The 13,716-nt window shown below is 69.4% G+C and carries 12 protein-coding genes and 1 pseudogene; 8 read left to right on the forward strand and 5 right to left on the reverse strand.

Features of this window, described 5'->3' with window-relative positions; all coding sequences use genetic code 11:
- Window positions 1-62 precede the first annotated feature (62 nt).
- From ACWJI7_RS06705 to ACWJI7_RS06715, 3 genes and pseudogenes are all read left to right on the forward strand, one after another.
- A complete protein-coding gene (locus tag ACWJI7_RS06705) occupies window positions 63-1,436 on the forward strand; it encodes a PP2C family protein-serine/threonine phosphatase (protein WP_479936392.1) in 1,374 nt (457 codons plus the stop codon).
- Between the two features lie 53 nt (window positions 1,437-1,489).
- Complete coding sequence (argH, locus tag ACWJI7_RS06710; RefSeq protein ID WP_479936394.1) at window positions 1,490-2,932, forward strand: argininosuccinate lyase; 1,443 nt, start codon at window positions 1,490-1,492, stop codon at window positions 2,930-2,932.
- Between the two features lie 131 nt (window positions 2,933-3,063).
- Window positions 3,064-3,426: pseudogene (locus ACWJI7_RS06715) on the forward strand (RNA recognition motif domain-containing protein); the annotation flags it as partial.
- Window positions 3,427-3,442: 16 nt separating this feature from the next.
- On the opposite strand, the gene dusA reads toward ACWJI7_RS06715, so the two are convergent.
- Window positions 3,443-4,450, reverse strand: a complete 1,008-nt coding sequence (gene dusA / locus ACWJI7_RS06720; protein ID WP_479936396.1) for a tRNA dihydrouridine(20/20a) synthase DusA — start codon at window positions 4,448-4,450, stop codon at window positions 3,443-3,445.
- A 6-nt stretch (window positions 4,451-4,456) separates the two neighbouring features.
- Here dusA and ACWJI7_RS06725 point away from each other — a divergent pair, with 6 nt between their 5' ends.
- A complete protein-coding gene (locus ACWJI7_RS06725) occupies window positions 4,457-5,770 on the forward strand; it encodes a BaiN/RdsA family NAD(P)/FAD-dependent oxidoreductase (protein ID WP_479936398.1) in 1,314 nt (437 codons plus the stop codon).
- On the opposite strand, the gene ACWJI7_RS06730 is transcribed toward ACWJI7_RS06725, so the two are convergent.
- From ACWJI7_RS06730 to ACWJI7_RS06740, 3 genes are read right to left on the reverse strand one after another with little or no spacing between them, the layout of a single operon-like run.
- Window positions 5,767-7,176 carry a type II secretion system F family protein gene (locus tag ACWJI7_RS06730; protein ID WP_479936400.1) on the reverse strand — a complete coding sequence of 470 codons (1,410 nt, stop codon included), beginning with the start codon at window positions 7,174-7,176 and terminating at the stop codon, window positions 5,767-5,769. The genes ACWJI7_RS06725 and ACWJI7_RS06730 overlap by 4 nt on opposite strands.
- Window positions 7,177-7,186: 10 nt before the next feature.
- On the reverse strand, window positions 7,187-8,266 hold the full coding sequence (locus tag ACWJI7_RS06735) for a type IV pilus twitching motility protein PilT (protein WP_479936401.1): 1,080 nt from the start codon (window positions 8,264-8,266) through the stop codon (window positions 7,187-7,189).
- A 57-nt stretch (window positions 8,267-8,323) separates the two neighbouring features.
- Window positions 8,324-10,144, reverse strand: coding sequence for a GspE/PulE family protein (locus tag ACWJI7_RS06740; RefSeq protein ID WP_479936402.1), 1,821 nt, complete (start codon window positions 10,142-10,144; stop codon window positions 8,324-8,326).
- 104 nt (window positions 10,145-10,248) lie between these two features.
- Here ACWJI7_RS06740 and grpE point away from each other — a divergent pair, with 104 nt between their 5' ends.
- The 4 genes from grpE to rsgA are packed head-to-tail and all read left to right on the forward strand — an operon-like array spanning window position 10,249 to window position 13,384.
- Window positions 10,249-10,944, forward strand: coding sequence for a nucleotide exchange factor GrpE (gene grpE / locus ACWJI7_RS06745; protein ID WP_479936404.1), 696 nt, complete (start codon window positions 10,249-10,251; stop codon window positions 10,942-10,944).
- The gene (gene dnaJ, locus ACWJI7_RS06750; RefSeq protein ID WP_479936406.1) at window positions 10,944-12,053 is read left to right on the forward strand and encodes a molecular chaperone DnaJ; all 1,110 of its coding nucleotides are present in this window, start codon (window positions 10,944-10,946) and stop codon (window positions 12,051-12,053) included. The genes grpE and dnaJ overlap by 1 nt, the downstream gene beginning before the upstream one ends.
- A gap of 28 nt (window positions 12,054-12,081) precedes the next feature.
- On the forward strand, window positions 12,082-12,342 hold the full coding sequence (locus tag ACWJI7_RS06755) for a sulfurtransferase TusA family protein (RefSeq protein ID WP_479936408.1): 261 nt from the start codon (window positions 12,082-12,084) through the stop codon (window positions 12,340-12,342).
- Window positions 12,332-13,384, forward strand: a complete 1,053-nt coding sequence (rsgA, locus tag ACWJI7_RS06760) for a ribosome small subunit-dependent GTPase A (RefSeq protein ID WP_479936410.1) — start codon at window positions 12,332-12,334, stop codon at window positions 13,382-13,384. Before ACWJI7_RS06755 ends, rsgA begins: the two co-directional genes overlap by 11 nt.
- Here rsgA and ACWJI7_RS06765 read toward each other — a convergent pair.
- Window positions 13,359-13,694 carry a YbaB/EbfC family nucleoid-associated protein gene (locus tag ACWJI7_RS06765; RefSeq protein ID WP_479936411.1) on the reverse strand — a complete coding sequence of 112 codons (336 nt, stop codon included), beginning with the start codon at window positions 13,692-13,694 and terminating at the stop codon, window positions 13,359-13,361. The genes rsgA and ACWJI7_RS06765 overlap by 26 nt on opposite strands.
- Window positions 13,695-13,716: the final 22 nt, after the last annotated feature.

Here is a 13,716-nt window from a genome sequence, read left to right on the forward strand (position 1 = left end):
CGGAGCCTGCTACCGTGCGGCCCCCTGCGGTCTCAACCTTGAGCCGCACCCCGCCCTCACGCGTGCCACCGTCATCGACCCGGCGCCATCCGGCGCTGAGCCCGGCGGGCACCCTGCGCCAACTGCTCGACAGTCTCAGCCGCGAGCAACGGCGAAACCAGGAGCTGCTGGCCTCCCTGGGTTTCGCCCTGCGCAGCGTCACCAATCTGAACCGGTTCCTCGAGCTGGTGCCCCTGGTGAGTTCCCGGCTGGTGGAGGCCCAGGGTTCCCTGCTGGTGGTGCTCCACCCCGATGGACGCCTCTGGCGTGAGCAGCTCCACGCCTGTCCCGGTGACAGCGGGGCCGAACTGCTGCGACAACTGGCCGGCCTGAGCGATGCGGAGCTGGGGGCGGGAGCGGCGGCGGAGGAGCAGCTGGACCGGCTTGATCGGCAGGTGCGCCGTCTGCTGGGAGGTGCCCCCCTCTTCGGCACCTCGGTGGTGGCGCGCAACCGCCGGCGGGGCCGCCTCTATGTGTTCGGCGGGGCCGACGGCCTCACCTGGAGCGACGTGCACCGGCGCCATGTGCAGCTGGTGGCCGATCTCACCGGGGTGGCGATCGAGAACGAGCTGCTCCAGGAGGACATGCGCCGCCACGAGCGGCTCGATCGACAGCTCAGCACCGGCGCCGAGATTCAGGCCCAGCTCCTGCCCGACCGCTGCCCGGTGATCGAAGGGGTGGAACTGGCCGCCTGCTGCCGGCCCGCCTTCGAGGTCGGCGGCGACTACTACGACTTCATCCCCACCCGGCCCCGGCTGAGCGGCCGCCGCCGGGACACCTCCCGCTGGGCCCTGGTGATGGGTGACGTGATGGGCAAGGGCGTGCCGGCGAGCCTGCTGATGGCTCTGCTGCGGGGCATGCTCCGGGCCGAGGTGCTCAGCGGCCATCCCCCCGACCGCATTCTCCACGATCTCAACGAACTGGCCCAGGAGGACCTGGCCCATTCCCACCGGTTCGTCACCCTCTTCTATTCCGATTTCGATCCCCGCACCCGGGTGCTCCGCTACGCCAACGCCGCCCACAATCCCCCCCTGATCTGGCGCCGTCAGCGGCAGGGGGTGGAACGGCTCGATGCTCCCGGTCTGCTGATCGGCCTGCAACCCGAGGCGGCCTATGGCTGCGAACGTCTGGTGCTCGAACCTGGCGACGTGCTCCTGTACTACACCGATGGGGTGACCGAAGCGTCCGGCCTGACCGGTGGCCGCTTTGATGAGGACCGCTTGATCCGTGCCCTGATGGCCGCCTGCCGCAGCGGGTTGGGTGCCCAGGCCATCCTCGATCAGCTCTTCGAGCGGCTCGATCGCTTCGTGGGGGCGGATCGGCAGCTGCAGGACGACGCCTCGATGGTCGTGCTCAAGGTGCAGGATGAAGTGGTGCTCCCCACGCTGTCCGCCTGACCCGGCCCGGGGCGGGGTGCGAAGCTGGCGGGTCGCGCTGGATCCTCGCATCGATGGCGGCACCGTCTCCCCAACCAGCGTCCGACGCCGGCGGATCCTCGAGCGCGGGCTGGAGTGACCGGTTCGAAGAGGGGCTGCATCCGGCGATCGAGCGCTTCAATGCCTCGATCCAATTCGATCTCGCCCTGCTCCAGGAGGATCTGGACGGTTCGATCGCCCACGCCCGCATGCTCGGCCGCTGCGGAGTGATCAGCGTCGGGGAGGCGGATCAGCTGATCGCTGGCCTGGAGGCCGTTCGCGCCGAGGCCGCGGCGGGCACCTTCAACCCCGGCCTGGAAGCGGAGGATGTTCACTTCGCCGTGGAGCGGCGGCTGATCGAGCGGCTGGGCCCGCTCGGCAAGAAGCTCCACACCGGCCGGAGCCGCAACGATCAGGTGGGAACCGACCTGCGGCTCTGGCTGCGCGGACGGATCGACCGGATCGACGCCGGTCTGCAGCGGTTTCAGCGGGCCCTGCTGGCCCAGGCCGACACCCATGTCGACACCCTCATCCCCGGCTACACCCACCTGCAGCGGGCCCAGCCGCTCTCCCTGGTCCACCATCTGCTCGCCTATGTGGAGATGGCGGCCCGCGATCGGCGGCGCCTGGCCGACGTGCGCGCTCGGGTCAACATCTGCCCCCTGGGGGCAGCGGCCCTGGCCGGCACCCCCGTGCCGATCGACCGGCGCCAGACCGCGGCCGAACTGGGCTTCGAAGCGATCTATGCCAACAGCCTCGACGCCGTCAGCGACCGTGACTTCGCCGTGGAGTTCAGTGCCGCCGCCAGCCTGATCCTGGCCCACCTCAGCCGCCTGGCTGAGGAGGTGATCCTCTGGGCCAGCGAGGAGTTCGCCTTCGTGAGCCTCACCGACCGCTGCGCCACCGGCAGCAGCCTGATGCCGCAGAAGAAGAATCCCGACGTTCCCGAGCTGGTGCGGGGCAAGGCCGGGCGGGTGTTCGGGCACCTGATCGGTCTGCTGACCATGATCAAGGGCCTGCCCCTGGCCTACAACAAGGACTTCCAGGAGGACAAGGAAGCACTCTTCGACGTGGTGCGCACCACCGAGGACTGCCTCGAGGCGATGGCGATCCTGCTGGAGGAGGGGATCCGCTTCCGGCCCGATCGCCTGGAGGCGGCGGTGGCGGCCGATTTTTCCAATGCCACCGATGTGGCCGACTACCTGGTGGCCCGGGGGGTGCCCTTCCGGGAGGCCTACCAGCTGGTGGGTGGCCTGGTGAAGTCGTGCCTGGCGGAGGGCCTGCTGCTGCGGGATCTGTCGATCGAGCGCTGGCAGCGGCTGCATCCCGCCTTCGCCGACGACATCCGGGCCGTGATCGAGCCGCGACAGGTGGTGGCCGCCCGCCTCAGCGAGGGGGGAACGGGCTTCGAGCGGACCCGGGAGCAGCTGGAGGTCTGGCGCCAGCGCCTGGCGGCGGATGCGGCTGGAACCGCCTGAGCGGGGGAACGGCCGATCTAGGCTTGATACGGTCGGCCCTGGCTGCCTCGCTCGGGGCGGCGCTGCCGGGACATCCCGCTGCGGCCGCCATCCGGTTCCAGTTCCACCGTTCCAATCGGTTCCTTCGGTCCGTGAGTATTTTCGTCGGCAATCTCCCCTTCCGCGCCGAGCAGGAAGATGTGGCTGAGCTGTTCGCCCCCTTCGGCGCGGTGGTCAGCTGTTCTCTCCCCCTTGAGCGGGACACCGGCCGCAAACGCGGCTTCGCCTTCGTGGAAATGGCCGATGAGGCCACCGAAACCCAGGCCATCGATGGTCTTCAGAACGCCGAGCTCATGGGCCGGCCCCTGCGGATCAACAAGGCGGAACCCCGGGGCGCCGGTGGACCTCGCCGGGGCGGCGGTGGTGGTTACGGCGGTGGTGGTGGCTATGGAGGCGGCGGCTACGGCGGCGGTGGCGGGTCGTCCGAGCGCGGCAGCCGGGGCTGGGAGGATCGCCTCCGGCCCTAGGCACCTAGAGGCCCCGCTCCTCCAGTTGCCGGGCCGCGGCCTCCAGCACCTCCGGGCCGGCTTCCCGCGCCCCCGCCGCTTCGCTGAGCCGGCGTCGCCAGTGGCGGGCACCAGGCACCCCCTCCACCAGGTGCACCAGATGGCGGGCGATCGGCCAGAGTCGCCCGCCCCCGCCGCACCAGCGGCGGGTGTGGGGCAGGAGGCCGCGCACCACGCTGGAGGCCGTGGCCTGCCGGGCCGGCCCGCGGCCGAACAGCTCCTCGTCCACGCCATGCCAGCGCAGGGGATGTTCGTAGGCGGCCCGGCCCACCATCACTCCGTCCACATGGGGAAGCTGCTCCCGGCAGCCGGCCAGGTCGAGCAAGCCACCGTTGAGTTCGATCCGCAGCTGGGGGCGATCCCGTTTGAGCCGATGCACCAGGTCGTGGCGCAGCGGCGGCACCGTGCGGTTCTGCTTCGGATCCAGGCCCGTCAGCCAGGCCTTGCGGGCGTGCACGCTGAACCGAGCCGCCCCCGCCGTCGCCACCGTGTCCACGAACGCCAGCAGCTCCTCGTAGCTGTCCTGCTCATCGATGCCGATGCGGTGCTTCACCGTCACCGGCAGGCCCGCTGAGGCCAGCGCCTCGACGCAGCGGGCAACCCGACCGGGCTCCGCCATCAGGCAGGCCCCGAACCGCCCCTGGCGGACCTTCTCGCTGGGGCACCCCACGTTGAGGTTGATCTCGTCGTAGCGCCAGTCGGCCGCCAGCCGCGCCGCCTCCGCCAGCAGCAGTGGATCATCGCCGCCCACCTGCAGGGCCAGGGGCTTCTCGCAGGGATCGAAATCGAGCAAGGTGGCGCGATGGCCGTGGTGGAGGGCCTGGGCCACCACCATCTCGGTATAGAGGAGGGCATGGCGGGTGATCTGCCGCATCAGCACCCGGAAGTGCCGATCGGTGCAGTCCATCATCGGCGCCACACTGAAGCGGTACGCCCCTTCCACCGGCGCGGGTTCGCCTTGCTCCTCGGTCATTCCCCCATGCTGCCCGTCGATTGGTCCCTGGTGGTGGCGGGGGGCGGCCCGGCCGGTTACATGGCGGCCATCACCGCCGCCGAACAGGGTCTGCAGCGGGTGCTGCTGCTGGAGGCCACGCCCCAGTCACTGGGCAAGGTGCTGATCAGCGGTGGGGGCCGCTGCAACGTGACCCATGCCTGCTGGGATCCCGGGGTGCTGGTGGGGCACTATCCCCGCGGGTCCCGGGCGCTGCGGGGCCCCTTCAGCCGCTTCGCCAGCGGGGACACCCTGGCCTGGTTCGCCGAGCGGGGTCTCGAGCTGGTGGAGGAGCCCGACGGACGGCTGTTTCCCCGCAGCAACCGCGCCAGCAGCGTGGCGGCCACCCTGGAGCGTGCGGCGGCGGCGGCTGGGGTCGTCGTCTGGCGCAGCACGGCTCTGCGGCAGGCGGAGCCCCTTGATGGCGGTGGCTTCGGCCTGCGCTTGCGGTTGCCGCGGGAGGCCCCGCCGGCTGCGGCGCCGGCCACCACCGAGCGCCTGTGTTGCCGGAGCCTGCTGCTGGCCACCGGAGGTCACCCCAGCGGGCGCAGCTTGGCGCAGCTGTTGGGCCACACCCTGGTGCCGCCGGTGCCCTCCCTGTTCACCCTGGCCCTGGAGGCCAACCCACTGGCGGGTCTGAGCGGCGTGGTGGTGGATCCCGTCGCCCTGGAGCTTCGGACAGGCGAGGGTCGGTTCCTCCAGCAGGGAATCCTGCTGATCACCCACCGGGGTGTGAGCGGTCCGGTCACCCTGCGGTTGACGGCCTTCGCGGCCCGGGCCCTGAAGGAGGCTGGCTACCGGGCCGAGCTGCGGATCGACTGGAGCGGTGGCCGCACCGCCGCCGACCTGGGTGCTCTCCTGGCCCAGGCGCGTGTGGGGCAGGCGCGGCGTCAGCTGGCCGGAGCCCGCCCCTGGCCCCAGCTCAGCCGCCGGCTGTGGGGACACCTGCTGGAGCGTGAAGGCGTCGCCGGGGAGAAGCGCTGGGCGGACCTCAGCCGCCGCGAGGAGCAGCGGCTGATCGAGGCGCTGCGCTCCAGCCGGTACCGGATCAGCGGCAAGGGGCCGTTCGGAGAGGAGTTCGTCACGGCCGGAGGGGTGGCCCTGGGGGAGGTGACCCTGGCCACGATGGAGAGTCGGCGTTGCCCCGGGTTGTATCTCGCCGGCGAACTGCTCGATGTGGACGGTGTGACCGGAGGCTTCAACTTCCAGCACTGCTGGACGAGTGGTTGGTTGGCCGGGCGCGCCATCGCCGCGGCTGCGGTCGTGGTCGGCGGGGCCGATCAGGGGGTCCCGGCGGATTAGCGGATCTTGTCGAAAACCGAGAACATCGGCAGATACATCGCCACCAGAATGGCCCCCACGATGATCCCGACCAGCACGATCATGATCGGCTCGAGCAGGGATGTGAGCGCCTTCACAGCCACGGCGACTTCATCTTCGTAGAAATCCGCCACCTTCGAGAGCATCATGTCCATCTCGCCAGTTTCCTCCCCCACCGCCAGCATGCTCAGAGCCATCTCGGGGAAGACCTTGCGGCGCGACAGCGCCACGCTGAGCGGAATGCCGTTCTGAATGTCGAGGCTGCAGGCTTGCACCGCATCGGACACCACGGAATTGCCCGAGGTCTCGCGCACGATGTCGAGGGACATCAGGATCGGAACGCCGGCCCGGCTGAGTGAGCTGAAGGTGCGGCAGAACTGGGCCGTCGTCGTTTTCTGAATCAGATCTCCGAACAGGGGAAGCCGCAGCATCGCGCCATCCACCCGGCGGCGGCCCGGTGGGGTTCGGTAGAAGCCCACGAACAGCCAGCCGGCCACCACCAGCCCCCCCACCAGGAAGATCGAGAACGGCGAGCGAAGCAGGCTGCTCAGATCCACCATCATCTGCGTGAACACGGGCAGATCCGCGCCCAGCTGCTCGAACACCCCCGCGAAACTGGGGATCAGGAAGATCGTCATGCCGAGAAACACGGCGATGGCGATCAGGAGCACAATCACCGGATAGGCCAGTGCTCCCTTCACCTGGTTCTGCAGCCTGGCGTTCTGCTCCAGCAGCAGAGCCAGGCGTTTCAGGGTTTCGCCCAGCACACCTCCCAGTTCGCCGGCTTCGATCATGGCGATGCTGAGCCGATCGAACACCTTGGGCCAGCGGCGCATCGCCACCCCCAGACCCACCCCCTGGCTCACATCGCGACTGACCCCCTGCAGGGCCCGACGGAACAGGGGCTTCTTCTGCTGGTTGGCCACCATCGTGAGGCTGCGGACGATCGGCACCCCCGAGTCCACCATCACCGAGAGTTTGTTGGCGAACAGAGCCTTGTCCCGGATGCTGGGCCGGGCCTCGAACAAGCTGATGGACCCCAGATCCCGGCTGAACAGGCTGCCCCCGGGCTTCGATCCGGCCTCCCTCGAGCTGCCGGTGGCGGCGAGTGGGGCCACCGAGGTGGCCCGGATGCCGCGGCGGCGCAGCTCCCGCTTGGCGGCTGCCAGGTCGGCCGCGTTCAGGCGCACTTCCCTCGACTGGCCGCGCCCATCGTGATAGTTGGCCACGAACACCGGCGTGGGTCCGGCCGTGGCGGGCACCAGGGACGTGGGGAGGATGCCGCGCCGCCGCAGTTCCCGGCGGGCGCTGGGCAGATCCACGGCCGAGAGGGTCAGCTCCCGGTTGGAGCCGGTCGCGGTGGCGTAGGTGGCGAGAAAGGCGGGCATGGCGTCTCGGTCAGGCGGCCACGCCGAGCAGGCGGTTCAGTTCGGCCAGTTTGGTGGATTTCGAGCGGGCTTCCTCGATGGCGATGTCTCCCTTCCGCACCAGATCGGCCAGGGCCTTCTCGAGGGTCTGCATCCCCATCTGGCCGCCGGTCTGAATCTGGGAATAGATCTGGGCCGTTTTCCCCTCCCGGATCAGGTTGGCCAGCGCTGGCGTGTTGATCATGATTTCCTGGGCCATCACCCGGCCATAGGCCTGCTGCGATGGACTGCTGCGCTGACAGAGCGTCTGGGCGAAGATCGCCGCCAGGCTGCTGCTCAGCTGCGTGCGCACCTGCATCTGCTGTCCGGCCGGAAACACATCCACGATGCGATCCACGGTCTGGGGGGCGGAACTGGTGTGCAGGGTCGCGAACACCAGGTGGCCCGTCTCAGCGGCAGTGATCGCCAGTTGGATGGTCTCCAGGTCACGCATCTCCCCCACCAGAATCACATCGGGATCCTCGCGCAGGGCTGCCCGCAGGGCATTGCTGAAACTCTTGGTGTCTTCATTGAGTTGTCTCTGGTGAATCAGGCTTCGGTCATTCGTATAGGTGAACTCGATCGGATCTTCGATTGTGATGATGTGCTCGGCCCGGCTGCGATTGATGTGGTCGAGCAGGGAGGCCAGGGTGGTGCTCTTGCCCGAGCCCGTCGGCCCCGTCACCAGCACCAGGCCACTCGGTCGGTTGGTGATGTCCACCACCACCGGAGGAAGTCCGAGCTCCTGGGGTGATGGCACCGTGCTGTTAAGAGCTCGCATCGAAGCGGCATAGGTGCCGCGCTGGCTGTACACGTTGATGCGGAAGCGGGCCAGACCCCGCAAGCCGTAGGAACAGTCCAGCTCCCAGGTCTGCTCCAGTTGCTTGCGCTGGGCGTTGTTGAGGATTGAGAAGATCATCCGGTTGCAGGATTCTTCGCTGAGGGCCTGATCGCGCATTGGCCGCAGTTCGCCATTGAAACGTCCGAACGGTTGCTGTCCGGCGGCCAGATGGAGGTCGCTTCCCTTCTGCTCAACCAGTTCTTCCATCAACTCCTCGATCCGGAGTTCCATGAGGCTTGGCGGGGCGAAAGTTCGGATTCTGAAGGGTCGGGCGAGCGTTCGCCCGCGTCACATCCGTGCCGTCAGACAGTAGGGGCATTCCAGCCACTCGTCCTTGAGGCCGGCGCCGCAGCCGGTGCAGGTGAGGGTGGTGAGGGCGCGGGCGCGCCGCTCCGCTTCCAGTTCGCTGTCGGTCAGCAGCATCCGCTCCACTTCCTCCAGGGTGGTGTGGCCTTCGCGCACCAGGTCGAGGCCATAGCCCAGCAGGGTTTTCATGCCGGTCTCGATCGACAGTTTGCGGATCACATCAGTGCTGACCCCCTTGGCGATCGCGCTGGCGAGGACCTCATTGACCCGAACCACTTCGTAGACGCCGATCCGACCCTTGTAGCCCCGGCCCTGGCAGCTGGGGCAGGGATGGCCCCCCTCGCCGCTGGAGCGGTTCGCCCGGAAGAACGTCACCGCCTGCTCGTTGCTGGCGAACAGACCGAAATGACCCAGTTCCTCCTCGCCGGGGTGGTAGGCAATCCGGCAGGTGGGACAGATCCGGCGCAGAAGCCGCTGGGACACGATCCCCAGCAGGGAGGCGCTCACCATGAAGGGCTCCACCCCCATCTCGTGCAGCCGGGCGATGGCGCTGGGGGCGTCGTTGCAGTGCAGGGTGGTCAGCACCAGGTGGCCGGTCAGGGCCGCTTCGATGGCGGTTTTGGCGGTCTCGCCGTCACGGGTCTCCCCCACCAGCAGCACATCGGGATCCTGGCGCATGAAGGCCCGCAGGGCAGTGCTGAAGTCGTAGCCCTTGTCGCGATTCACCTGGGTCTGGGTGATGCCGCGCAGCATGTACTCGATCGGGTCCTCCACAGTGGAGATGTTGATGCCCGGTTCGTTGCGTTCCGAAAGCAGCGAATAGAGGGTCGTGGATTTCCCGGAGCCGGTCGGTCCCGTCACCAGGATCATCCCGAAGGGCCGCGCCCCCATCGCCCGCACCAGGGATAGGGTGGCCGGATCCGTGATCAGCCGGTCGAGCCCGAGGCGGGTGGCGCCGCTGTCGAGCAGCCGCAGCACCACCTTCTCCCCCCAGCGACCGGGGAGGGTGCTCACCCGCAGTTCGATCGGTCGGCCCCGGAACACCCGGCGGACACGACCGTCCTGGGGCAGGCGCCGCTCGGCGATATCCAGGTCGGCCATGATCTTGAAGCGGGAGGTCACGGCCGGCGTGAGGCTCCTGGGCAGCTCCTCCACCTGATGCAGCACCCCGTCCTGGCGGAAGCGGATCCGCAGGCCGTCCTCCTCCGGCTCCACATGGATGTCGCTCGACTCGGACTCCATCGCCTCGACCAGGATCCGATTCACCAGGCTCACCACGGGTGAGGCGTTGGAGGCCTGGATGCTGGCCTCCAGGTCCATCTCCAGCTCGTCCTCGCTGGAGGGTTCCTCCAGCTGGGCCTCCAGGCTGAGGCCATCCAGCAGGGACGGTCCCGTCGGGCGTTCGTCGGGAGCCGCGGCGAGGCCCAGCTCCGGCGGACGACTCCGCTCGCGCTCGGCGAGCTTGCGCTCCAGGGCCGTGGCGATCTCCTCCCTCAGGCCCACCCGTAGCTCCGCCTGCTTCCCGCTGGCGGTGATCGTCTCCTCCAGCCAGCGGCGCTGCTCGGTGCTCCAGCCGCTGGGGATCGCGATCCGCACCCGATCGCCCTGGAGCTCCAGCGGCAGGCAGGCCAGATCCCGCCAGCGTTCGATCGGCATCGACGCGCAGCTCTCGAGGGCCCGGTGGTCGGCGGCCAGGAGCTCCGCTGCCGTCAGCACCCGTTCCCCGAGCAGCAACTCGGCTTCAAGCCGCCGCCGGGCCAGGCTCATGGCTTCGGACACCGGCCCGCCTGGGGAACTGCTCATCGCCGTCGCGTGGGGGCTGTCGGATCAGGTGCGGGCTTCCCCCGCTTGTGGGAGGACCCCCTCGACCTTCAACATGTCTAGGACCGATTGGCGGTTCAGTCAGCATGAGCGGCGAAGCCACTCCCTTCCCAGAAGCCACCCCCGTCCCGCCCGAGCCTGGCGTCCAGGCGGAGGCGCCGGGCACGGAGTTCCCCGAAGCGACCGCCGGGGTCCCGGTGGATCCGGCTCCGCAGGCTCCCCCCGAGCCGGGGGATCACACCCTGGGTGACGGGGGTCTCCAGGCCGCCCTGGACAGCCTCCGGGCCGAGCACGAGACCCTGCGGGGGCAGTACATGCGGATCGCCGCCGACTTTGACAACTTCCGCAAACGCCAGAGCCGCGACCGGGACGACCTGCGCCTGCAGATCACCTGCTCCACCCTCAGCGAGATCCTGCCGGTGGTCGACAACTTCGATCGGGCCCGCCAGCAGCTCGACCCCCAGAGTGAGGAAGCCCAGGCGCTACATCGCAGTTACCAGAACCTCTATAAACAGCTCGTTGACGTGTTCAAGCAGCTGGGTGTCTCGCCGATGCGCGTGGAGGGTGAGCCGTTCGATCCCAACCTGCATGAAGCGGTGCTGCGGGAACCCAGCGACCAGCTCGCCGAGGATCTGGTGATCGAGGAACTCCAGCGGGGCTACCAGCTGGACGGCCGGGTCCTGCGCCATGCTCTGGTGAAAGTGTCGATGGGACCGGGACCCGGTGGATCCACCGGAGAATCCGGAGCTCCCGATGGCGCGGGCGGTGAGGAATCCAGCTGATGGCCGATTACTACGACCTGCTGGGTGTGGCTCGCGACGCCGACGCGGACACCCTCAAGCGGGCCTACCGCCGGCTGGCACGTCAATACCACCCGGACATCAACAAGGAGTCCGGGGCGGAGGACCGCTTCAAGGAGATCGGCCGCGCCTACGAGGTGCTCAACGATCCCCAGACCCGGGCCCGTTACGACCAGTTCGGTGAGGCGGGGGTGACCGGTGGCGGTACCCCCGATATGGGCGACATGGGCGGCTTCGCCGACCTGTTCGAGACTTTCTTCAGCGGCTTCGGCGGGGGAGCGGCGGCCGGCGGACCCCGGCGGCGCGGCCCGCGCCAGGGCGATGACCTGCGCCTCGACCTCAGCATCAGCTTCCAGGAGGCGGTCTTCGGTCAGGAGCGGGAGGTGCAGATCCGCCACCTCGAAACCTGCGCCACCTGTTCCGGTAGCGGTGCCCGGAGTGGCAGCGGCCCCACCACCTGCAGCACCTGCGGCGGGGCCGGCCAGGTGCGCCGCGCCACCCGGACGCCCTTTGGCAGCTTCACCCAGGTCGCGCCCTGTCCCAGTTGCGAGGGAAGCGGCCAGGTGATCGCCGATCCCTGCGGCGACTGCGGTGGCCAGGGGGTCCAGCAGGTGCGCAAGAAGCTGCGGATCACGATCCCCGCCGGGGTCGACTCCGGCACCCGGCTGCGGGTGGCCGGGGAGGGCAATGCGGGGCAGCGGGGCGGTCCCGCCGGCGATCTCTACGTCTACCTGTTCGTGCAGGCCCACGACCGGCTGCGCCGCGACGGGATCCACATCCATTCCGAGGTGGCGGTGAACTACCTGCAGGCGATCCTGGGAGACCGGATCGAGGTGGACACGGTGGATGGCCCGGACACACTCGAGATTCCGGCCGGCACCCAGCCCGGTGCGGTGCTCACCCTCAGCGGCAAGGGGGTGCCGAAACTGGGCAATCCGGTGGCCCGCGGCAACCATCTGTTCGCAGTCAAGGTGCAGCTTCCCGCCAAGCTCAGCAGCCACGAACGCGAACTGCTGGAACAGCTGGCCGGTCACCACTCCGCCAAGGACCATCCCCACAAGAGTGGTCTGTTCGGTGGTCTGTTCGGTTAGGACCGTTTCAGCCCCTGCTCCAGCGTCCGTGGCGTCCATTCCCGAACCTGCCGCCCGGCTTGATCTGCGGGGCACACCCTGCCCGCTCAATTTCATCCGGGCCCGTCTGGCCCTGGAGACGATCACGCCCGGGGACTGGTTGCAGGTGGATCTCGATGCCGGGGAACCGCAGCGGATGGTGGCCGAGGGGCTGGCCGCCGACGGCCATCGCGTCGAGGCGGTCCAGCCTGCACGTCCCGAGTTCCCCGCTGCCGTCGTGCGTCTGCTGATCCGCCGCCATGGCAGTTGAGCCCGACCCCCCGATCTCGGGCCTGGTGATGGCCCTGCAGGCCAATTTCTGTCAGGTGGGCCTCGATGTCCCCGGTCCCGGCGGCGTCGAGCAACTGCTCTGTGTGCGCCGCACCCGGCTGGGCAAGGCCGGTCGCCGGATCCTGGTGGGCGACAGGGTGGTTCTTGACGGGGTCGACTGGCCGGCGGGGCGGGGCGCGGTCACGGCCGTCGCTCCCCGCATCAGCCGACTGGAGCGTCCGGCGGTGGCCAACTGCGATCGGGTGGTGGTGGTGGTGTCCCTGGCCCAGCCCGCCCTGGATCCGTTGCAGCTGACCCGTTTCCTGCTCACCGCCGAAGCCAGCGGCCAGCCGGTGGAGCTGGTGCTCTCGAAACGGGATCTGCTCCCCCCGGAAGCGCTGGAGGCCTGGTGCGGCCGGCTGCGGGACTGGGGCTACGAGCCGCTGCCGATCAGTGTCCGCAGCGGCCTGGGCCTCGATGCCCTGCGCTCCCGCCTGGCTCGGCCCGGCCTCGCCGTGCTCTGCGGTCCCTCGGGGGTGGGCAAGAGCAGCCTGCTCAACGCCCTCCTGCCGGCCCTGGCTCTTCGCGTGGGGGCGGTGTCCGGACGGCTGCAGCGCGGCCGCCACACCACCCGCCATGTGGAACTCTTCCCCCTGGCCCGGGGTGCCCTGCTGGCCGACACTCCGGGGTTCAACCGGCCCGATCTGCCCACGGATCCCGTCCGGCTTGCCAGCTTCTTTCCGGAGATCCGCTCCGCCCTGGCGGGGGGGGGCTGCCGCTTCCGGAATTGTCTCCACCTGGGCGATCCCGGTTGTCAAGTCGGCACGGCCTGGGATCGCCACCGGCTCTACGGCCAGTGCCTGGAGGCCCTGCTGGAGGATCGCTCCGGCCGGGAGGGGGGCGCGAGCGACACCGGGGTGGACCGCCCCGATGCCAGCCTCAGGAGCCGGCTCACGCGGGCCCGAAGGGAGCCCTCCCGGCGGCGGCGGCGCCAGCAGGAGGGCACCGACCCGTCGTTCAGCCCCCCAGGCCCGGCAGGTTGAGGCCGCCGGTGAGTTCTTCCATGCACTCCTTCATCGTGCCCGTGGAGCGCTCGTAGGCGGCTCTGAGGGCTTCCAGGGTGGCGGTCTCGGTGGCTTCGGCCCCCTCGGCCACGAGCTCGGGTGCCAGCCGCACCCTCAGCGGCTGTTGGTTGCCCGTCAGCCAGACGCTGGCCCGGCCGTCGCTGCTGCAGCCTTCCAGTTCCATGGCGTCCAGTTCGTCCTGGAGCTTCTGGGCGTCCTGCTGGATCTGTTGGGCCTTGCGGAAGGCTTCGGTCAGCTGGCCGAAGTTGGGAAGTCCGAATCCAGCCATGCCGGGGGTGCGTGAGCGGCCT

This window comes from Cryptocyanus atlanticus LEGE 06306 (assembly GCF_056633155.1).

Excerpts from the sequence above, each read along its gene's own strand:
- ACWJI7_RS06725 (WP_479936398.1), top strand. The coding sequence starts at position 4,457 with ATGCTGCCCGTCGATTGGTCCCTGGTGGTGGCGGGGGGCGGCCCGGCC.
- ACWJI7_RS06730 (WP_479936400.1), bottom strand. The coding sequence starts at position 7,176 with ATGCCCGCCTTTCTCGCCACCTACGCCACCGCGACCGGCTCCAACCGG.
- rsgA (WP_479936410.1), top strand. The coding sequence starts at position 12,332 with ATGGCAGTTGAGCCCGACCCCCCGATCTCGGGCCTGGTGATGGCCCTG.
- argH (WP_479936394.1), top strand. The coding sequence starts at position 1,490 with ATGGCGGCACCGTCTCCCCAACCAGCGTCCGACGCCGGCGGATCCTCG.
- dusA (WP_479936396.1), bottom strand. The coding sequence starts at position 4,450 with ATGACCGAGGAGCAAGGCGAACCCGCGCCGGTGGAAGGGGCGTACCGC.
- dnaJ (WP_479936406.1), top strand. The coding sequence starts at position 10,944 with ATGGCCGATTACTACGACCTGCTGGGTGTGGCTCGCGACGCCGACGCG.
- ACWJI7_RS06740 (WP_479936402.1), bottom strand. The coding sequence starts at position 10,144 with ATGAGCAGTTCCCCAGGCGGGCCGGTGTCCGAAGCCATGAGCCTGGCC.
- ACWJI7_RS06765 (WP_479936411.1), bottom strand. The coding sequence starts at position 13,694 with ATGGCTGGATTCGGACTTCCCAACTTCGGCCAGCTGACCGAAGCCTTC.
- ACWJI7_RS06735 (WP_479936401.1), bottom strand. The coding sequence starts at position 8,266 with ATGGAACTCCGGATCGAGGAGTTGATGGAAGAACTGGTTGAGCAGAAG.
- grpE (WP_479936404.1), top strand. The coding sequence starts at position 10,249 with ATGAGCGGCGAAGCCACTCCCTTCCCAGAAGCCACCCCCGTCCCGCCC.